Origin of the sequence: Sphingobium sp. LMC3-1-1.1 (assembly GCF_040676285.1) — a bacterium.
Lineage (GTDB): Bacteria > Pseudomonadota > Alphaproteobacteria > Sphingomonadales > Sphingomonadaceae > Sphingobium.
On the sequence record NZ_JBEGHQ010000007.1, the window covers coordinates 1 to 20,394 of the forward strand.

The 20,394-nt window shown below is 59.4% G+C and carries 16 protein-coding genes and 1 pseudogene; 12 read left to right on the forward strand and 5 right to left on the reverse strand.

Annotation, left to right across the window (positions count from 1 at the left end):
* Window positions 1–514: 514 nt before the first annotated feature.
* A complete protein-coding gene (locus MRBLMC3_RS09500) occupies window positions 515–3,196 on the forward strand; it encodes a DUF3857 domain-containing protein (RefSeq protein ID WP_363827947.1) in 2,682 nt (893 codons plus the stop codon).
* Window positions 3,197–3,852: 656 nt separating this feature from the next.
* Here MRBLMC3_RS09500 and MRBLMC3_RS09505 read toward each other — a convergent pair.
* On the reverse strand, window positions 3,853–4,332 hold the full coding sequence (locus MRBLMC3_RS09505) for a methyltransferase family protein (protein ID WP_363827949.1): 480 nt from the start codon (window positions 4,330–4,332) through the stop codon (window positions 3,853–3,855).
* A gap of 44 nt (window positions 4,333–4,376) precedes the next feature.
* On the opposite strand from MRBLMC3_RS09505, the gene MRBLMC3_RS09510 reads away from it, so the two are divergent.
* Window positions 4,377–4,667: a recombinase family protein gene (locus MRBLMC3_RS09510; protein ID WP_363827952.1), complete on the forward strand. Its 291-nt coding sequence runs from the start codon at window positions 4,377–4,379 to the stop codon at window positions 4,665–4,667.
* A 19-nt stretch (window positions 4,668–4,686) separates the two neighbouring features.
* On the opposite strand, the gene MRBLMC3_RS09515 is transcribed toward MRBLMC3_RS09510, so the two are convergent.
* Entirely contained in the window at window positions 4,687–5,814 is a 1,128-nt protein-coding gene (locus MRBLMC3_RS09515; protein WP_363828082.1) for an MFS transporter, read from the reverse strand.
* Between the two features lie 40 nt (window positions 5,815–5,854).
* A pseudogene (locus MRBLMC3_RS09520) lies at window positions 5,855–6,828 on the reverse strand (aldo/keto reductase).
* 47 nt (window positions 6,829–6,875) lie between these two features.
* On the opposite strand from MRBLMC3_RS09520, the gene MRBLMC3_RS09525 reads away from it, so the two are divergent.
* From MRBLMC3_RS09525 to MRBLMC3_RS09535, 3 genes are all read left to right on the forward strand, one after another.
* Window positions 6,876–7,376, forward strand: coding sequence for a LysR family transcriptional regulator (locus tag MRBLMC3_RS09525; RefSeq protein WP_363827955.1), 501 nt, complete (start codon window positions 6,876–6,878; stop codon window positions 7,374–7,376).
* A gap of 772 nt (window positions 7,377–8,148) precedes the next feature.
* Window positions 8,149–8,682, forward strand: a complete 534-nt coding sequence (locus tag MRBLMC3_RS09530) for a carboxymuconolactone decarboxylase family protein (protein WP_363827957.1) — start codon at window positions 8,149–8,151, stop codon at window positions 8,680–8,682.
* 341 nt (window positions 8,683–9,023) lie between these two features.
* On the forward strand, window positions 9,024–9,821 hold the full coding sequence (locus MRBLMC3_RS09535; RefSeq protein ID WP_363827960.1) for an SDR family NAD(P)-dependent oxidoreductase: 798 nt from the start codon (window positions 9,024–9,026) through the stop codon (window positions 9,819–9,821).
* 675 nt (window positions 9,822–10,496) lie between these two features.
* Here MRBLMC3_RS09535 and MRBLMC3_RS09540 read toward each other — a convergent pair.
* Window positions 10,497–11,264 carry an AraC family transcriptional regulator gene (locus MRBLMC3_RS09540; RefSeq protein ID WP_363827963.1) on the reverse strand — a complete coding sequence of 256 codons (768 nt, stop codon included), beginning with the start codon at window positions 11,262–11,264 and terminating at the stop codon, window positions 10,497–10,499.
* A 171-nt stretch (window positions 11,265–11,435) separates the two neighbouring features.
* Between MRBLMC3_RS09540 and MRBLMC3_RS09545 the strand changes: the two genes are divergently transcribed.
* From MRBLMC3_RS09545 to MRBLMC3_RS09560, 4 genes are all read left to right on the forward strand, one after another.
* A complete protein-coding gene (locus tag MRBLMC3_RS09545) occupies window positions 11,436–11,807 on the forward strand; it encodes a VOC family protein (RefSeq protein ID WP_363827966.1) in 372 nt (123 codons plus the stop codon).
* Window positions 11,807–12,193 carry an SRPBCC family protein gene (locus tag MRBLMC3_RS09550; protein ID WP_133654625.1) on the forward strand — a complete coding sequence of 129 codons (387 nt, stop codon included), beginning with the start codon at window positions 11,807–11,809 and terminating at the stop codon, window positions 12,191–12,193. The genes MRBLMC3_RS09545 and MRBLMC3_RS09550 overlap by 1 nt, the downstream gene beginning before the upstream one ends.
* Before the next feature lie 144 nt (window positions 12,194–12,337).
* Window positions 12,338–12,856, forward strand: a complete 519-nt coding sequence (locus tag MRBLMC3_RS09555) for a GFA family protein (protein WP_363827969.1) — start codon at window positions 12,338–12,340, stop codon at window positions 12,854–12,856.
* Window positions 12,857–13,338: 482 nt separating this feature from the next.
* Window positions 13,339–14,099 (forward strand): IS5 family transposase gene (locus tag MRBLMC3_RS09560; RefSeq protein WP_363827972.1). Its coding sequence is split into 2 segments (ribosomal slippage): window positions 13,339–13,663 and window positions 13,663–14,099, totalling 762 coding nucleotides; the frame shifts between segments, so codons are not numbered across the junction.
* Window positions 14,100–14,342: 243 nt separating this feature from the next.
* Here MRBLMC3_RS09560 and MRBLMC3_RS09565 read toward each other — a convergent pair.
* Window positions 14,343–16,961 (reverse strand): TonB-dependent receptor plug domain-containing protein, encoded by a 2,619-nt coding sequence (locus tag MRBLMC3_RS09565; RefSeq protein WP_363827975.1) that lies wholly within the window; start codon window positions 16,959–16,961, stop codon window positions 14,343–14,345.
* A 178-nt stretch (window positions 16,962–17,139) separates the two neighbouring features.
* Here MRBLMC3_RS09565 and MRBLMC3_RS09570 point away from each other — a divergent pair, with 178 nt between their 5' ends.
* The 3 genes from MRBLMC3_RS09570 to MRBLMC3_RS09580 all read left to right on the forward strand — a co-directional run bounded on the left by MRBLMC3_RS09570 (window position 17,140) and on the right by MRBLMC3_RS09580 (window position 20,385).
* Window positions 17,140–18,042, forward strand: coding sequence for a LysR substrate-binding domain-containing protein (locus MRBLMC3_RS09570; RefSeq protein ID WP_363827978.1), 903 nt, complete (start codon window positions 17,140–17,142; stop codon window positions 18,040–18,042).
* A 93-nt stretch (window positions 18,043–18,135) separates the two neighbouring features.
* A complete protein-coding gene (gene metC / locus MRBLMC3_RS09575; RefSeq protein WP_363827981.1) occupies window positions 18,136–19,326 on the forward strand; it encodes a cystathionine beta-lyase in 1,191 nt (396 codons plus the stop codon).
* A 24-nt stretch (window positions 19,327–19,350) separates the two neighbouring features.
* The gene (locus MRBLMC3_RS09580; protein ID WP_363827983.1) at window positions 19,351–20,385 is read left to right on the forward strand and encodes an amino acid ABC transporter substrate-binding protein; all 1,035 of its coding nucleotides are present in this window, start codon (window positions 19,351–19,353) and stop codon (window positions 20,383–20,385) included.
* The last annotated feature ends 9 nt before the right edge of the window (window positions 20,386–20,394 follow it).

Below are 20,394 nucleotides of genomic sequence, written 5' to 3' on the forward strand. Positions count from 1 at the left end.
AGAAGTCCGCCGATCACCGCCCACTCTTCATCCGACAAATCGCCCCGAAACATCGCTGCCCCAAAAAAGCAGCCTTGAATCAGAACTCAGCCCAAATGAAAACCTCTTTTGTCAACATCGCCTAGCTCCTTGTCGCTGCGAGGAGCCAGGACCTTAGGCTGCGGCGGTCACGCACCAATTATGAACATCGCAAAAGCGGAAGGTCTGCTGCCGGCGATGAAAATTTGGCCACTGGATGGCCGGCATGGGTCGGAAACGGCATAACTTATGCTGCGTTGGGTTGCGTGCAGCCAGTTGGCACCCATACCTGGCTTCCTCCTCTTGAGTCTTCAAGTTGTTATCGATATTTGATTTCCCCGGGCGCACACATACGCCAAATAGGGGGAATTCCGTATTTATGCCAAAGCCACTTCTGGCTATTGCTGCATTGCTTGGGCCTGTAATGGCGGTCCATGCTGGCGAGACCCCGTTGCATCAGCCCGCGCCCGCTTGGGTAAACAAGGCGGCACTTGATTTGACGAAGACGGATGCCGACGCGCCCGCTCTTTTGATCTTCGACAATCAACAGCGTATCGAAGCTGAAAAGCTCTGGACCTATTCCGACACCGCTACGCGCATCGCATCGGCCGAAATGCTGGGCCAGTTCGCGACGATCACCCTGCCATGGATGCCCGACAAGGGCGATCTCATCATCCACGATCTTGCAATCCTGCGGGCGGGACAGGAGATTGACCTTCTGGGGGGCGGCAAGAGCTTCACCGTGTTGCGCCGCGAGCAGGGGCTTGAACAACGGCAGTTGAACGGCCTCCTCTCTGCCACAATGCCGGTCGAAGGCCTGCAGGTGGGCGATATATTGAGGCTGCGCTATTCCGTGACCATGTCGGACCCTGCGCTTGCCGGAAATATCCAGAGCATGAGCCCGCTCATACCTGCGCCGGTGCGGGTGAAATTTGGCAGGGTCAGGGTCCAGTGGGATGCGAAGACCGATGCACGCTGGAAAGTGTTGGCCAGCAACGTTGCAGTAAAACCAACGCGAAGCGGCGGATATACTGAACTTCTCGTTCCGTTGCCGATCGCCAAACAGCCCGACATACCGGACGATTCTCCAGTTCGTTTCCGACATCCGCCCCTGCTGGAACTGTCGACCTTTGCTGATTGGCAGGCCGTATCCAAAGTCATGGCTCCGCTTTATGCCACTGATGGCCTGATCAGGGAGGGTGGCCCACTCAGCCGGCAGCTTGCGGAGGTAAAGGCGCTTCCCTCACCGATGGAACGGGCGCAGCGCGCGCTGCAAATTGTGCAGGAGAATGTTCGCTATCTCGCCCTTGGCATGAATGGCGGCAATTATGTACCGCAGAAGCCTGAGGACAGCTGGACGTTTCGCTATGGCGACTGCAAGGCGAAGTCTCTGCTGCTGCTGGCGCTGCTGCGCGGGGCCGGCATAGAAGCGGAGGCTGTACTGGTGAACAGCCAGATGGGCGATCTGGTCTCTGATCGCCTGCCCAGCGTGGGGGCCTTTGATCATGTCATCGTGCGCGCGGTGATCAACGGCGAAAGCCTTTGGCTGGACGCCACGGGCATGGGCGCCCGGATCGAGGATATGCGGGATACGCCGCCTTTTCGCTATGCCTTGCCGCTCAGGCCAGCGGGCGCTGACCTGATGCCGCTGGTGCAGCGCAAGGTGGCGCGGCCCTCCCTCGACCTGACAATGGATGTGGACGAGAGTGCCAGCGTCGATCTGCCCAGTGCCTTCAGCGCGAAGGCTATCCTGCGCGGGCCGTCCGCTGCGGGCCTGAACCTGATCACGACACAACTCGATCGCAAGCAGCGCGACGAATTCATCGCCCAGTTCTTCAGCCGGCTGATAGGGACCGGGCAATATTCCGACGTATCACTGGCTGTTGATCCGGCTGCGGGAACGACCACGCTTACCGCCAAGGGAGCGACGACGACTCTCTGGTCCTGGCAGGACAGGCATATGAAGCGGCCGGTCATACGGTCGCTCGCTGACATCGTTTTCAATCCCGATCGCGCCAAATCGAGCTGGTCAACCATCGCCGTGGCAACGCCAGACCCGGACGCCATCCGTTATCGGTTGCGGCTTCGCCTGCCGAACGGTGGCGAGGGTTGCACGGTCGAGGGCGAGCAGAATGCTGTGGAACGGGTTGCAGGGCGCGAATTGACGCGCAGCATGAGCATCGACAAGGGCATCGTGACCGTAGATGAGCGGCTCGACACGACGGGCGCGGAAATCGCGGTGGAGGACATTCCCGCCGAACGCGATCGGCTTTCTACTGCGCAAATACGACTTCCGCGGCTGGTCGCTCCCGCGGACACGCGGCGGCGCTGGGAGCTGAAGGGGCGAGACCCGGTCGGCGCGACCCAAGTCGCGGCTATCGAAACGATTTTTGCCCAGGCCATTGCCCAGGCAGATGCGGATGACGCGAGCGGCTATCTTGCGAGGTCCAGCCTGCGGAACGGGATCGGAAACAAGGCCGGGGCACTGGCTGACCTGACCAAAGCCATTTCCATAGCCCCTGATGTGGATACCTATCTTAAGCGCGCTAACGTGCTGAGGGACCTGGGGCGTATGCAGGAAGCGCTGGCAGATGCCGAGAAGGCGCGGTCGCTTGATCCCTCATCGGACCAGGCCAACAGCGCCTTTTCGAGCATGCTTGCCGAAACCGGAAAATTGGATCGCGCCAGAGAATTGCTCGATCAGCGCATAGCGCTCGGAGGCAACGCGCGGGATGGCTATCGTCAGATCAAGGCTGACCTGATCGGAGAATATGGCGATCCGCAGGAGGCACTCAAGCTCCTTGACGGTCTCATTTCGGACAAGCCGGGCAGCCCGTCCCTCCTGAACGCCCGATGCTGGGTGAAGGCAACGCGATCAGTCATGATCGATACCGCGCTGAAGGATTGCACAAGAGCCATTGAACTCAGCACTTCCGCCTATCAGGCACTGGACAGTCGAGCTCTGGTCTGGTTCCGTCTGGCGCGTTATGATGACGCTCTGCAGGATCTTGACGCCGTGTTGAATGATGCCCCCGGCACTGCGCAAAGCCGATATCTCCGGGGCATCGTTCTCAGTCGGATGGGACGGGAGAAGGAAGGAGCCGTGGATCTGACCATTGCCCGGCAGCTCGAACCGCGCATCGATGTGCAATATGGGAAGTTCAATATAAAGCCGTAGGCCGACAGGTTCTGCTCGGGTTAGTCTGACCCCCGGGGAGGAAGATGGGCCTCTGTGCGCTTGGGATGGGTCGAATATCATCAGGGGGCGATCGATGCCTCCGGATCGCGCCGTTTTTTCGCCCGCCGCTCCCGAAGCGCGAAAGTGCGATAACGCCCAGTATGTTCAACTTGACTCTGGTTCGCACAATTACCGGCCGTTTAGCGACGCGATTGGCATCTCCGCAACTACTCGCTCCCCAACATCAGGCGCACCGGCAGAACGACCGGGCTTGGTCGATTGCCGCCGGAAGCGAGCGCCGGATCGTGGGACGAAGCCGTCGTCCCCGAGGCGCCACTTGAACGGCGGCTTTTGAAGAGAGCAGACGCTCCAACCCTGTACGGGTGCCAGCGTCAATTGACCGACGTTGGGTCGGTGGCGACCTGTCCGCCCTTGGTTACGGGTTCGCCAAGAGCAAACGGACGAGAGATACAGAAGCTGTCTTCGGTGTCTCTGGTCTTGGACATGTGCGTTTCCTCAGGCGCCGGGTATACTGCGGGGTCCGCCGGCCAGCCGGTTTTCCGTGACACCGGCCTGCAACCTTCAGAATATGATAGCTCGCGGCAAGGAAGCCCGTGTTGGTTTATCAGAAGGCCCAGGCGGCAGCGGCGGAATGGTTAGAGCCAGCGGCGAACCTCGGCCTTGTAGCGGCGGTAGTCGTCGCCGAACTTTGCTTCGAGATAGCGCTCCTCGCGAGCGATCGCCTGCGTCTGGATCGCGATCAGCACCAACGGGAGCAAGGCCAAGGCGATCGGCCCGTCGAAGCTGATCGCAAGGCCGGCATAAACAAGTGCCATGCCGAGATACATGGGATTGCGGGTCCACCGATAGGGACCGGTCGTCGCGATGAGAGTTGTTGGCTGCGACGGAGGAATATTGGTGCCCAACCGCCGGAACAGCCCCGCCGCCGCAAGCATGATCGTCGCGCCGGCAACGAATAACAGCGCGCCCGTCGCGACCAGCAGCCGCCAGTCGATGCCTAAAGAGCGCAGGGTGACGAACCGCTCCGCCGCCAGCCCCAACAGCAGCGCTCCCAGATAAACGAAGGGCGGAGGGAAGCGCACACCCGCGCTGTCTGGTTCGTCGGCCATGCTCATCCTCCAATCTGCGCTCTCAAACCAGCATCGACTGCTGGGCGAAGATGATGATGCAGATGGTCGGCAGTTTTGCCGAGTTCGAGCGCGCCATGATCCGGGAGCGGACGAAGGCCGGGTTGGATCAGGCGCGCGCCGAAGGCCGTGTCGGTGGCCGACGTCCGAAACTCAATGCCAAACAACGTGCCGAAATTGCCGAGAGTGTGATGTCTGGCCGTAAATCCGCCGCCGAGATGGCTCGCATATTTGGCGTCAGCCAGCCAACAGTGTCGCGGATCGTGGCGATGGTCCGGAGCCTGTCAAAACCATTGGCTGACACATTGGATCAGAGACAATGAATCCGCTGGAGGCTCGCCGTTAAGCGGGTTCGTTGCTCATCGGTTCACGCAGAAGGTGTATGGCCAGCGTCCCCAGGGCGACAAAAAGAGCTGCTGCTAGGAACACAGCGGCCGACGATGCGGAATTCAGCACCGCACCCCCAATCATCGCTCCGAGTCCGATCGCACCATTGAAGAGCGCCACATAGATGGCCGAGGCAGGAAGGGCGTTCGGCCCCGCTTCCTTCAGTATCCACGTCTGAAGCCCGACTAGCACGGCGGCGATGGCGCCGCCCCACACCACGAGTGCAACGCTCGCTTCCCAGATAGTGAGCGAGGCACCACCGATAGCCAGGACGAGCAAAGCCAAGGATGCGGATACCAACGATAGCATCAGGATCGCTTTCAACTGTCGATCGATGAGTGCGCCGGTGAGCGAGTTTGCAAGCAGGCCCGCTGCGCCGAAGGCGAACAGCAATATGGGGACAACGCCTGACGGTATGCGCGTCGTCTCTCCCAAGAACGGCTCGATATAGGTGAAGGCCATGAAATGCGCGGTGATCGAAAGAAGCGTGGCGATGAAAATGCGTTGAAAGCGCCCGTTTGTGAGCACCTTCGTCATGGCCTGGGTACCGACACTTTCCGCTCCACCGATGGGAGGGACCGTCAGCCAGACTGAACCGGCGACAAGAAAGGCGAGACCAGCGGTACAACCGAAGGCTGTGCGCCAGCCCTGAGCGGCTCCGACGAGATTGGCGAGCGGCACGCCCAGTACGCTGGCTGCGGATACGCCGCCGAAGATTATGGAAGTCGCGAGACCAACCTGATGTGGGGGCACGAGCTGTGCGCCCAGCGTGCCGATCATGGCCCAGAAGGCACCATGAGCGACTGCGCCGATGATCCGCGCCGCCATCAATTGGCCGAAGCTATCTGCCACGGCTGCTCCGACACCCGAGAGGGCGAGGAGGAGCATCAGTGCGATGAGCAGGGCGCGCCGCGGCATTCGTCCCATCGCGACCGCCGATACTAGCGCCGCCGCCGCACCGATCCATGCATAGAGCGTCACAATGAGGCCCACCTGCTGGGGAGCCTGGCCCAGATCGTTACCGATCTGCGACAAAAGCCCGATAGGTGCGAGTTCTCCGGTGACGATAGCGAAACTGCCGATGCCGAGCGTGGCGACGGCGGTCCATGCGCGCCAACATTGGTCATGCGTTTAGCCCTTTCATGCCTTCAGCGGTGTAGCGTTCACCTACAACCGGCAGTCCATCGACGGATGCTTCCGGGGTGGCACACTCTTCGTTGGTGAGGATGACGTCCCCTGCGGCGACATTCTCCTCGAGATATTTCAGGCGCTTCGTCCCTGGTATCGGAACGATGTCGTCGCCCTTCGCCAGCAACCACGCGATTGCGAGCTGTGGGGTCGTGCAGCCTTTGTCCTTCGCCATGGCGGATATGACGTTGACGATCCGGTGATTTGTCGTGAAAGCCGCGTCGGAAAACCGCGGAAGCTGGCTGCGGAAATCATCGGGCGCGAAATCCTGGCTGGCTTGATAGCGTCCCGTGAGAAAACCTCGGCCAAGCGGGGAATAAGGGACAAAGCCAATGCCCAGTTCACGGCAGGTGGGCAATATCTCCGCCTCAACATGGCGCGACCAAAGCGAATATTCCGTCTGGACCGCAGCGATGGAATGCACTTTATGCGCTCGGCGCAGGGTTTCCGCACTAACCTCACTCAAGCCAATTGCACCGATCTTGCCCTCCTCTACGAGGCGAGCAAGGCCTCCGATAGTATCCTCGATGGGCTGATCCTATGCACATAATAGAGGTCGATATGATCGACTTTGAGACGCCGCATCGAAGCTATGCACGATTGCCGGGCATAAGCGGCACTATTGTTCAAAGTTCGTTTATATTCCCCTGGCCTCCGGACAATCCCGAATTTGGTAGCGATCTTGATCCTGGCCTTGCTCGCCACAAGAAATGATCCGATCAGTTCTTCATTATGATGGGGGCCGTACATGTCGGCCGTGTCGAAGAAATCAATGCCAAGGTCGACTGCCCGTGCAAGGACATTGCGGGATTCCGCATCATCGCGTGGGCCATAGAACTCGCTCATTCCCATGCAACCCAAGCCCAGGGCCGATACCTGCAATTGGCTACCAAGCATCCGCATCCGCATCGCTAATCTCCTTGTTTTTTCGGATGCCCTGATGCCATATCCGGAAGATGAAAAAACTCGACATTCCCGGCAATCAGATTTCCATTTCTGGAAGACCTGCAAGCTCTAGGATGGTCTGGGATGATGCGCGCGCGCTTTTGGCTGTGGCGCGTTGCGGGACGTTGAGCGCGGCGGCCGACGCGCTTGGCATTGGAGTTGCCACATTGTCGCGGCGGATCGACCGACTTGAGGGCGCGCTCAAGCTTCCGCTTTTTGTGCGCCATCAAAGCGGTTATCAACTTACCGAGGACGGATCGGATCTCATCGAGAAGGCCGAGCTTGTCGAGGCGGCAGCTCTGTCACTTGCCTCGGGTGCAGCGCTCCAGTCGCAAGTGTCGGGGAAAGTCCGGCTAGCGACGGCTGAGAATTTAGCAAACGGGCTTATCCTTCCCAGTCTCGGAACATTCTGCGAGAAGAATCCTGAGCTCGTTACGCTTGAGATTCAAGACAGGCTCTTAGACCAGCCTCTTAGGCGTTGGCGCTCCGGCGAGCGGTCACCGTGCCCGTGAAGCCGAATCCGGCTCCCGTCAGTAGCGTCGGTGAGCCTATTGAGAAGACGTTGATATTGGGCTGTGCCGGCCGATCGACAGCGCCATGGAGTAGGGAAGCGATAGCCGCCGAAACACGCTCGACCGCGGACTGAACCGCCTCATCGAGGTGAACGTAACGGCTCGTATCTACCCGAAGTCGTCGCTCGCCGCTGCGCTCTCGCCTGAGCGCCCGGGGTTTTGCCCCTCTTACCATCCATCGAGCGAGTCATCTGATTTGGAGGGATGAAAAGGTCTGTGACGAGGGGGCGTATACGGCACTTCGAGCGGAACCAGCGATTACATCATCCCAGGCGCCCCGTGCATCATCTCGGGACAGCTTGAGGTGAAGTTCTAGTCTTATGCCCCCCCCCATGAATCGAGGGTGGGTGCTAACGTAATTCTTCGCCGTCAACATCAATGGTACAGGTTTGAGGTTGTGGTTGGGGCTTCGTCGTGGAGATGAAGCCCCAACCCTCCCTGAAAAATCGCTGGCGAAACCTCCGCTTCGCGTAGTCGTGGCTACCTTGCCGCCGGTATCTACCCGATGAAGCTACAGCTCTGTTCAAGTGCATCAATAAACCATCCATTATAATCCTCAGGAGCATTGCCTGCTCGTGGGCGCTTGGCCCCTGCCAACTCCTACGTGGATTATATGCATGGAGCAGTGTAGTACTGGCTTGCTTGGCCGAACCCGGCTGGGAAGCGCCACGCGACGGCGAAGCGGGGCCTGGTTTGGAGAGAGGAGAAATCAATGCGTGTAGCTTTCGAGCAAAAGCCAGGGCAGCCGCTAGGCGATCTCAGTTCCCAGTATTTGCCCGAACTGTTGAAAGCGGCAGGGGGGTTCTCCCATGCCACTTATCAGCACTCCCGTCTGCCGCTGCGGCTATTTGAGGCGGCGCGCATTGCCACTGCGGTGATTAACGGCTGCACCATTTGTATGAACTGGCGCTCGGCGCGCGATGTCCGGCTACTGGGTGTCGAAGGCAGCATCAACAAAACGGGAGATGAGCCCGACGAGAATTTCTACCAGGCGGTCCTGGCGGGCGATCTGTCCATGCTCGACGCTCGTGAGCGCCTCGCCGTACGCTTCGCGCAGAAAATGGGCACCGAACCGCGATCACTCTCCGCCGACGAAGCGTTTTGGGCTGAACTGAAGGCTGCCCTTAGCGACTCAGAGATCGTCGATCTGACCTATTGCTGTGCGGGCTGGATCGGTCTCGGCCGCGCTGCACATGTGCTTGGCATAGATGCAGCCTGTCAAATTCCAGAACTGCAAACGACGTGAGTTCCCGGACGCGCTTGGCCCGCGGCCGGCGTTAACCCCCTCCCCCGAGATTGCCGGAGGCCACAAATCCTGAGATGAGGGCGACGGTGATCGCATTTTGTTGGTGTCCGGCGACACGGACATGATCCCTGCCATGAAGCATTCTCGAAAATTCGGGCTTGCGGTCGGCCTAATTTAATTCAGTTGCCTGCCTCCGCGCGGAGGGCTGGACTATACCCTGAAGGCGCATGCCGATTTCGTCCGACATGTCGGTTGGCCTGAACTGCTCGTTCAAACTGAGATATTAGCGGCTATTCGCATCGCTGAGGTCGGGAAGGACACCGGAGTACGAAAGGCACACCATGTATAAAGAAAAATATGGACCTTGGGCAGTCATCCTTGGTGGTTCCGAAGGAGTGGGCGCTGAATTGGCTCGGGCGCTGGCGCACGACGGCGTCAATCTCTTGCTGGTCGCCCGCAGGACCGAGCCGTTGGAGGCATTGAAACAGAGTATCGTTGACCAGACACCCGTTGAAGTGCGGGAGTTGGCGCTTGATATCACGGTACCGGAAGCGGCCGATCAGGTTGCGGCCGCGGTCACCGACGTCGAGGTCGGGATGCTGATTTGCAACGCTGGATCCGGTGTTGCGTTGGGCGCTTTCATCGCGCAGGATGTTGAAGCACACCTCCGGTTAGTGCAGCTCAACATTACCAGTCAGATCCGGCTGATTCATCACTTCGGCAGGCTCATGGCCGATCGGCAGCGCGGAGCGATAATGCTGGTCGGTTCTGGTTCCGGCGAGGTGGGAACCGGGTACGTGGCGGTTTATTCAGCATCAAAGGCCTTCCAGCGGAATCTTGCCGAAGCGCTATGGTTCGAGCTTGCGCCCCAGGGCGTCGATGTTTCGGTGATGATGCTGGGCGTGACCAAGACGCCCCAGCTTGGACGGAAGGGTTATCCCGTCGATGATCCGAATGCGCCTGGCGCGGACCCTCGCAACGTTGCCTTGGCCTGCCTTGATGCTATCGGCGATGGTCCGGTCGTTCATCTCAACGAGACTGTTGACATCGTGGAAGAACTCAAATCGAAATCACGCAAGGACGTTATACGTGTTCTATCTGAGCGGGCAGGAAAAGTTCTTGGCAATGACATGAAATGAATAAGAGGAGACTTTATATATCTGCTACTTGACGAGCTACAACTAAGATTTGCTGTTTCGCAATTGAGACTTCGGAACATAATTACCATGCAGCTGCGGCGACGGTTACGGCACGTGTCGTATCTGATCGGCGGCGTCACATAAAAGGGGCACAGATATATGCTAAGAGCCTGTGTTTCCCGATCGCTAAGAGTGCCGGAGAGGGGACTTTCGCGACTGTCGGGTTCCGGGTGACGAACTGAGGATCGCGGACATTCGAGGTCCAAACGGTGAATGACCGCTGACGCCAACAAAGGCGACCTTCACGGCGCCTGCGCCGCCTCCTGATACTTTGCCCTCTGTTCATCTCGCAGACGCGTTCTGGGACTTTGCTGTCGTTTCTGGGCCGGCGTCGATAGGACGGCAGTTAGGCGAACACCGGACGTTCGAAAGAGAGCACGCAGCGTCAAGGCAAGGGAAAGGCTGGCCGATTTCGGCCTATCGGATTCGGGTCTATTAACGTAAATTGCTGCCGAAAAGGCATGTCGTAAAACCTTATCTGATAGGGCATGCGACACTTCGCCAATCCGACAGCGATTGTCGTGCATCGCCCCCCGTTCGAAGCTCAAGAAGTTGCGCGCGCGACATGCAACTGGCGGAATTACCTCCACGTGTACGAGAAACATGTGTTTTCCGTCAGCGGCAAATGTTCGATTTGTTACCTCTTATGCCTATCCGAGCCCGATATTCGCCGGGGGTTTCTCCCAGAACGCGACGAAATCTGCGGTTGAATTCAGAAAGGTCGGAAAAGCCGGCCTCTACCGCCGCCTGCAAAACCGAGCCGCCCTGACGCCGCAGGTGGTCGGCGGCACGGCGCATACGGATGGAGATAACGAACTGGTGCGGGGTCATTCCGACCACGCGCTTGAACTCGCGAAGGAAATGAAAGGGACTCATGCACGCCATTCGAGCGAAATCGGCAAGGGTTTGCGGCTCGTGTGCTTCCTGCTCAATCCAATGGACTACTTCTTGGATACGTCGGGTCTTGCTTCCCGTCGATGAAACAGTCGGCCGCTCGTCCAGCAATGCCGTGGCCACGCGCGCAGCAAGTTCGCAGGCAAACTCCTCGGCGATACCCGGCTCTTCGCACACGAGATCCGCGTTCAATAGCAGATCAGCGCCCGCACCATGCGGCGGCAAGGCCGCGCGATTGAAATGAAGACGTGTGACACCGGCGACGTCCGCTGCGATCATCTCATAGAATGCCGGGGTAAAATGGAACGAGAGGCATCGATCACCCACGCTGTGTTGATGCCCGCATTCAAAGCAGTCGCCCGGATTGCCCAGCAGGATCGCACCTGGGGCAAGGACCGCTTTGCCGCGCGATGACCGGTAACCGAACGTTCCCTCCAGGACGATTGCCACACTGACTCGCTCGTGTTGCTCTTCGAAAGCGGCATCCATCGGCCCCGCCTGACATCGTACATCCGATGCCTGCCAGCCATCGCCAATTGCAAGGGTCCGTGCGTTCAATGTCATAGGGGCAACTTAGCAATTTTCCCCAAGTCCGTCCCAGTGTGTTTCCGTTACCGCTCGCGCTCTTCGTGGGATCTTTCCGCCTCAAAAAGGAGAAGCATGGTGATCGACCACATCGGTCTGAAGGTCAAAAACATCGAGTTTAGTGCGTCGTTCTATGACGCCGTGCTCAAACCCTTGGAATGTACGCGCTGCTACGATGACCCGGAGGTCGTGGGGTATGGCCCTGCGGACCAGGCCATGTTCTGGCTACACTGTGCAGAGTCTGCCTCATCCCGCACACATATCGCGTTTACGGCGCCTGATCGGGAGGCGGTGGCGGCGTTCCATATGGCCGGTCTTGCGAACGGCGGCCGTGACAACGGCCTGCCTGGCTTGCGACCGGATTATGGCCCTTCCTATTTTGCCGCGTTCCTGTTCGACCCGGACGGCAATAATATCGAAGCGGTCTGCAATCGGGAGAATGTCTGATGGCTACGATATGGTGGGAGCAACCGATTGCGGCTCCGGCGGCAAAAGCGTGGGCGGCGATTCGACGCGTCGATAAGGCGCAAGAGCTATTTGCTCCTGTCCTAACCGACGGCGTTATGGAGGACGACGTCCGGACCGTCACGTTCGCCAACGGTCTTGTAGTTCGAGAAAGGATCGTTGCGATTGATGAGCAGCGGCAACGGCTTGTCTATTACGTGCTCGGTGACATGTTCGAGCATCATTCGGCATCGATGCAAATTCTGCCGATCGATGATTTGAGTTGCAAGTTCCTCTGGGTCAGCGATTTTCTGCCAGACGAACGCAAGAAAGAGGTGCTGTCATTGGTGGAACAAGGTGCCAGAGCACTCGCAGAAAACATTTCGTAAATGCGATCTGCTTTCTGAGCATGGTTCAGGTCGGACATTTGATGTGCCTGATGTGCGTCCCAATAGAGATGGACGACCAACAGGCAATACCTGCCGTGCGCGATGGGTTTCCCGTCGGCTGCGGTTGGACAACGGAACGGATGCATGGCAAATAGTTCCGAACATATTCGTGCGGATTCAAACATTCCGATGTCTCTTTCAGGAAGCTGCGACTGCGGCGCGGTCACCTACACAATGAAGGTTTGCTCTCTACAAGTTTATGCTTGTCACTGCCTGAACTGTCAGACCAGGAGCGGTTGCACATTCGCCGAACATGCAATGGTCCATGCATCCGCTTTTGTCTGCGAGGGCGAAGTCGAAGCATATTGCCGTGAAGCAAACGATATCCATTTTGAGGAGGTCGTTTGCAGAAATTGTTATACCCGGCTATTCAACCGCAACAGTTTGCTTCCCGGCACGATCTTTCTTCGGGCAGGAACGCTTTTTGAGAGTGAACGACTTGAACCGATAGCCCACATTTGGGTGAAGCGGAAGCAGCGATGGGTGCTTCTTGCGGATGGCGTTCCCCTGTTTGCGGAATCTCCGACACCAGAGGAGTTTGGAGCTGCCATCGCATTGGCCGATGCCCGTGGAAAAGATCAACGACCACAGAGTTCCGCATAACCACGCCGGATAACTACGGTTTCCTGTCATCCGCCGCTGGTTCATCGAATGTGCGATAAACAGGTGTTTTCCGACAATGCTGGTTACGGACCGTCGCCTCTGGCTACGGAACGACTGACATGGCGCGTATCTGCTCGACCGCTGTTTGGCCCCACCATGACCGGTTCCGGCGTAAGCCGACACTGCTGGAGCTTCACCGGGACGGCCGAAGCTGGTCGACATCTGTCGATTCAGGGGTCGCACTACATCTCGTCCGGAGTCGCCAACAAAGCCGTCGCTCGTTGGCCCAGGTTAGCTCGTCGAAATCTGCCCTACGTACATGCCTATTCAAAGGCTGCAACGGGGCCGTGTCCGGACAGGCAACTTCCGTGACCCCATATAAAGCTGTCGCTCATCCAGTCTCGTATGCGGCGGAACCTTAGGGTCAGGACCCATTGATATGCCCGGCTCGATCTGATTCAGGCTCCGCGAGGAGATTGAAGATGAGCGACCTGTATTGGCTGACGGACGAGCAGATGGCTCGGCTTGAGCCCTACTTTCCCAAGAGCCATGGCAAACCGCGTGTTGACGATCGCCGGGTGTTGAGCGGGATCATTTTCGTCAACCGGAATGGGTTGCGCTGGCGGGATGCGCCGAAGGATTATGGCCCACACAAGACGCTTTACAACCGCTGGAAGCGGTGGGGTGGCAAGGGCGTTTTCCTTCGGATGATGGAAGGTCTGGCAGCGCCTCAGGCTTCCGAACGCTGGACGGTGATGATCGACGCGACATATCTCAAGGCCCACCGCACGGCATCGAGCCTTGCGGTAAAAAAGGGGGCGCGGGACGCCTGATCGGACGCACGAAAGGCGGCATGAACACCAAGCTCCATGCCGTTACCGATGCGAACGGCCGCCCAATCAGTTTCTTCATGACCGCAGGGCAGGTCAGCGATTATATCGGTGCCGCCGCCCTGTTGGACGAACTTCCCAAAGCCCAATGGTTGCTCGCTGATCGTGGCTATGATGCCGACTGGTTCCGCGATGCTTTGCAGGAAAAGGGCATCACCCCCTGCATCCCCGGTCGCAAATCCCGGAACAAGGCCGTCAAACACGACAAGCGCCGCTACAAACGGCGCAACCGCATCGAGATCATGTTCGGCCGCCTCAAGGACTGGCGACGGGTCGCGACGCGCTACGACCGGTGCCCCAACGCATTCTTCTCAGCCATCGCCCTCGCTGCCACCGTTATCTTCTGGCTTTGATCAGTGAGTCCTGAGCCTAGTGTTGACGAACGCCGCTGTTGAGCGGGCAACGCTGTTGAGCGGAGAAACGATGAAGATCGCTACCGCAACTGCTGCCGCGCTGGCGATGGCCGTGCCTGTCGAGGCTCAGGATCGTCCCTCGGTTGCACCCAAGAATATGCAGGCACGCCAGAACGCCGATCGGACGGCGGCGCGGACATGGTTGAGCGATCATGGTGACAAGCCCTCGTTGCGCTGGTTTCTTCAGAAACGGAATGATGCTTTGACATAAACGAACCGGCCCGACGTGCCGTACGGAGCGATATAGGCGTACGGGAAGATGCCGTTATTATCGGCACCGTTCGTTCCTGCGGCGACCGAGGTGACTGTCGAGGCGATCTGCCGGTCGGGAAGCCGATCGAGCAGGTTGTTTGCTCCCACGGCCAGTCGAATCCCTTCACGCAGGTCGTATGAGACCTCGAGGTCGGTGACGATATCCGCCCCGAAAGTCTGGATAATGTCGTAGTTCGAACCGTTTGGTACGAGCCTGACGTGATAGCCCGGTGTCAGTACGGCAACCTGCGCCGCCGTCTTGTTGGTGAGCGCGACCTGGGAGACCTTGCCATAACGCGTATTGATCAGGCTCATCCGGAACGGGCCATGCGTCCAGCTCAGATCGAGCGAGATCTTGTTCTCGGGGGCGCTCTGGGTCAGGCGCACCTGATTGGTGAGATCCTCGAGTGGCGTCGTGATGCCGAGGGCGGCGAGCGGTGCCGGCGTGCCGGATATGCGATCGATGCGGCTGGTGTTGAAATTGGCGGCCAGTGTCATGTTCAATTGATCGTCAGGGCTCAATCGCCGCCGGTAGGAAGCTGTCACGTCGACGCCGCGCGTCGTCGTGTCAACGCCGTTGGTGACGAACGAGACGGATCGAATTCCAGCGAAACCGCTGGCTGCAAGATAATTGGTGAGCGCCGCACTCGAGAAAGCCGAGGATAGAGCGAGCCGATTGTTCAATTCCAGCCGATACCAATCGACCGATGCCGAGAAGGCGCCTGAGTTGAATACGCCGCCGACCGTCAGATCGCGCGCTTTTTCCGGCCGAAGCGGTGGCGCACCCACCAGCGGCGCGATGGGATCATTAGTCGAGATGAGGCGGATGGTGACCGGCTGACCATTGAAGAAATTGGTCGTCGACGAATTGTAGATGATCTGCGCGAGCGCCGGTGCGCGAAACCCGGTGCCATAGGACGCGCGGATCGCAAAGGGCTTGGCAAGTTGGAAGCGCCCGGCGATCTTGTAGTTGGTGGTCGATCCAAAATCCGAATAATTCTCATGGCGTATCGCCGCGTCGAGAAGCAGCCGGCCGAAGAAGGTCTTCTCGATTTCGGCATAAGCGGCCTTGGAATTGCGCGTTCCCCTGGCCGCATTTGCTGGCGAAATACCCCCGGAAGGCTGTGAACCCACCGCCGCCACGTTGCCGGCGTTGGGCCCGTCGAGGATGGGCATGCCCCCATTGACGTAACTTGCACGGTCACCAGCGACGAGGTGGAACCATTCCCGCCGATATTCCGCGCCGAAGGCGATCTTTATCGGTTCTCCGTCCGCCATCGGAATCTCGCGGGTGATATCGAGGTTGGTCGTCCATTGCCCAAAGCGTTCCGCACCTCGAAAGAAGTCGAGAGGACTGGCGGCGCCGAGCGACACGTTGTTCGAATTGAGATCGGACTGCCGGGAGGAACTATAACCGTATACCGTGGAAAGGTCCCAGCCGAAGCCGGCCAGATCATCTCCTTTGATGCCGGCTGCACCCGATGCGTTTTCGAGCTGGACCAGGTTGATCGGCAGATAGCCGTTGGGATGGAGGGCGCGCACCGTTTCGTCCTGCCCCGCGCGCCGGAGGAAATTGTAGGAATAGCCTTTGAGATTATTGTAGCCGCCAAACGCATAGAGCGTCACCGAAGGCGATAGCGGAAGCGAGAGATTCCCGAAAATCGTGCGGTTCTTATAGTCAGGCTCGCCGAAGATCCAGTTGCCGCGATCGACGGTCGCTTCGCGCTGATCGAGGCTTCCGTTCGATGGAGTCAGGCCGATCCCGGACCCATAATTGCCCGATGGTAAGGTCGTCCCGCCCGATCCGAAATATTGCTGGCGGGTGTCGGGCAGCGCACGGTCGGTATGGTGGTGATCGATATACTGGGCGGTGATGCGGAGTCGGCCGCTGTCGCCCAACGCAAAGCCCGCCCCCAGATCGATTTGATAATGTGCGCCATCCCCGTGCGTCGTCTGCCCGAACTGACCCTGGGCAAGATAGCCCAGGCTGTCATCGAGCACGATGTTGGTTACGCCCGCGATCGCATCGGAGCCATATTGTGCGGCGGCACCGTCACGAAGCACTTCGATGCGTTTTATCGCTGACGCCGGGATGGCCGAGAAATCATAGGCGACATCGCCACGCCCAATCTGATTGTTGGTGTTGAGATCGCTGTTGGTGTGACGACGTTTGCCATTGAGCAGCAGCAGCAGATCGCCGGTCGAAAGGCCGCGCATCGTGGGGGATTGCAGAAAATCCGACACGCCCGCCGCGGAGGGCCGGGGAATGCTGAAGGTCGGCATAGCAACCTTCAACATCGATTGCAGATCGGTCGCGCCACTCCGCGCCAGCTGGTCCGCGCCGATTGAATCGATCGGCGTCGGGGAATCGGTGGCGGTTCTTTGCCCGAAGCGCGAACCGGTGACGACGATTTCGGAGGTTGGTGTCGCCGAAGCATTGCTACTGTCGGCGGGCAACGCCTGAGCATAGGTCGGCGTTGCACTCAGCGCGACGGAAAGTACCGATGCAGATGTGAAGAGACGAATTTTCTGTGTAGTGGCAGGAAACATCGCTTGGCCCCCCTGTGGCGCGTTGGTTTCGCAAATCTCCCGAGAACTCATCCACAGCCGCTTCCGGGCTGCTGGCCTGGCGCTGATCATCGACCGCAAGAATAGAAATTCAATTGACGATCATGCACGATTCTATACCTAAACCTTATATATTATCCGACAGGAGCAGCGTCGCACCGTGAATTTTCGACAGCTTGAGATCTTTCGCGCCGTGATGGTCAGCGGCTCCGCCTCGCGTGCTGCGGAGCTACTGGGCATCACCCAGCCGGCCGTCAGTCGCGCCGTCGCAGAACTTGAGCAGCGCACCGGTTTCGATCTTTTCGACCGGGTGAAGGGGCGGCTCATTCCAACGCCCGAAGGCCAACTCTTCTTCCGCGACGTGACGACCAGCTTTGTCGGGCTCGACAGCCTCCGTGCGGCGGCGGCCCGCATCCGGGATTTCGGATCAGGCACGGTTCGCATTGCCAGTCTGGCCGCGCTGGGTTCAACCTTGGTCCCGCGCGCCATTCGCATATTCCGGATCAACAATCCGCAGATCGCGATCACGCTTCAGATCGCGTCCTCGGCTGCCGTGCGTGATCTGGTCATCAACGGCCAATTCGATATCGGCCTGGCGGCCGATGAGGTGGACCTGTCGGGCGTCGATCACAGTGCTTTCGCCAGCTTTCGCGCGGTCTGCGTCATCCCGGCGGATCATCCGCTCGCCGATCGGCCAAATATCCATGCGCGGGATCTGGATGGCATGGCGTTCCTGGCGCTCGCACCCGAAGATCGCGCCCGGGCGCGAATGACCGAGGCCTTTGAAGCCGCGAATGTGCGTCCGCAGATCGTGGTCGAAACCCCCAATTCGGCCACGATCTGCGCTCTGGCTTTGGCGGGCACCGGGATCGGACTTGTTAATCCGGCCGCGGCCGATGGCTTTCAGGAACGCGGGCTGATCCTGCGACCGTTCGAGCCCCCGGTCTATTTTAAGGCCCATATATTATATCGGCCGGATGCCCAGCGAGCGCGGCTCGTGCGCGAATTCACACGGGCGCTCAACGAGGCGGCCCGATCTGGCGGCGCAGCTGCGGCTCCTTAGGCTATAACATTCAGGCATCGAGTTGTACAAATTACTCAATTGAACTTCTAGATCGGCCGCGACAGGGTGCCGGTCGTTCAAAGGGAGTTTTCAATGAAGGATCGTTCGCGTGTCGTGCACCATCCTGTGGTTTCACGGGAAGGCTTCCATAGCCTTGCGGTGCCGACATATCGTGCCTCCACGATCGTGTTCGATGATGCCCGCGCGTACGCCGCGCGCAAGTGTCGCGGCCCCGACGGCTATAGCTACGGTCTTCACGGAACACCGACCACCCGTACGCTCGAGGCGCAGCTATCGGCCCTCGAGGGGGCGGAGCGCACGGTCATCACGCCGTCCGGCCAATGCGCGATCACGATCGTCTTCATGACGGTCCTCCGCCCCGGTGACAAAGTCCTGATCCCCGACACGGCCTACCCACCGGTTCGCGGATTCTGCGCGAACTATCTCGCAGAACGCGGAATCGATCATGACGTGTATGACCCGCTGATTGGCGCGGACATCGCGGGACTGATCGACGATCATACGCGGCTGATCTGGATGGAATCGCCCGGATCGACGACGATGGAGTTCCAGGATATCCCGGCGATCACGGTGGCTGCCAGGGCGCGTGGGGTATTGACCGGATGCGATAATACCTGGGCCACGCCGCTGCTCTTCAAGCCGCTTGCTCACGGTGTCGATTTCTCGATGGATGCCCTTACCAAATATGTCGGCGGCCATTCGGACCTGTTGCTTGGATCGGTATCGGTGGCCGATATCGCACTCCACCGACGCCTCAAGGATACAATGCGGATGATCGGCATCGGGGTTTCGCCGGACGATTGCCAGCTTGCCTTGCGCGGCATCGAGACGATGGGCGTGCGCATGGCGCATATCGGTCGGGTCGCCGCCGATTTTGCGCAGCGGATCGCCGGGCTGCCGGGGGTCGAGCGGGTGCTTCATCCTGCACTGTCCACATGCCCTGGCCGTGAATTCTGGCAGCGGGATTTCGCGGGCGCGAGCGGTGTGTTCAGCGTCGTTCTGGCCCCGGAAACCGCAGCCTTGCTCGAAGCCGCGCTCTCATCGATGCGGATCTTTGCAATCGGCGCGTCCTGGGGCGGTACGCACAGTCTCGTCGCACCGATGTCGGTCAAGAACGACCGCGTGGTGGCGCCGTGGACCGAAAGTGGCACCATCCTTCGGTTCAGCATCGGGCTGGAGGATCCGGACGATCTGTGGGCCGATCTCGAAGGGTTGTTCGCCGCACTCGCGCCGACGCCCAAAAACGTGGCAAGCCTGGCCTGACAGCCAATTTGGGAGAATGCTCGAATGGCCCGCCTGTTTCTTGCCAGCACAGCCATCCTCGCGCTGCTCGGTGGATGCAGCCAGGCACCCGCGCCGGCGGCCCGCTTCGGTGGCACGCTCGAGGCCGTTCGCATGCGGGGGTATGTGCGCTGCGGTGCGAGCGGGAACACGGTCGGCTTCAGCACACCCGATGACAAAGGATATTGGGGAGGGCTGGATGTCGATACCTGCCGTGCGATTGCCGCGGCTGTCCTGGGTGACAAGGAAAAGGTGCGGTTCGTGCCGCTCAACGGCCAGCAGCGCCTGACCGCACTCCAGACCGGCGAGATCGACGTTCTGCCACGGGCCACCACCTGGACGCTCGCGCGCGACGCGAACGGGATCAATTTCACGGTCCCGAATTTCTTCGACTATACCGGCTTCATGGTTCGGAAGGCTTCTGGCGCCGTCCGTGCGCAGGATCTGAAGGGGGCGTCGGTGTGTATCCAGACGGGGTCGGTAACCGAGGTTACGTTCGCGAATGTATCGCGTCGCTATGCGCTGAACCTGCACCCCGTGGTATTCGATACGACGCAGGCAAGCCGACAGGCTTTCTTTTCCGGCCGTTGCGACGCCTTGATCACGGACGCATCGGCGCTGGCCTCGGTCAAGGTGACGATGACCACGAATCCAGACGATTATCGGATCTTTCCGGCGGATGACGTCATCACGGCACTCACGCCGGCTGTCCGGCACGGCGACGATCGATGGTTCGACATTGTGAAGGCCTCGATCGATGCCATGCTGATGGGGGAGCAGCTGGGACTCACCCGGCAAAACATCGATGAACAGCGAAGCTCCGGCAATCCCGATATACGGAGCTTCGTGGGCAAAGAACCAGGCGTGGGCGCCGCCCTGGGCCTGCATGAGGATTGGGCTTACCAAATCATCCGCCAGGTCGGAAATTACGGTGAGCTCTATGAACGTAACGTCGGCTCGGCGAGTAAGCTCAAGATCCCTCGCGGCCTGAACCGACTGCAACGCGACGGGGGCATCATGGTGCCCATTCCGTTCAACTGAGGCCTCCCG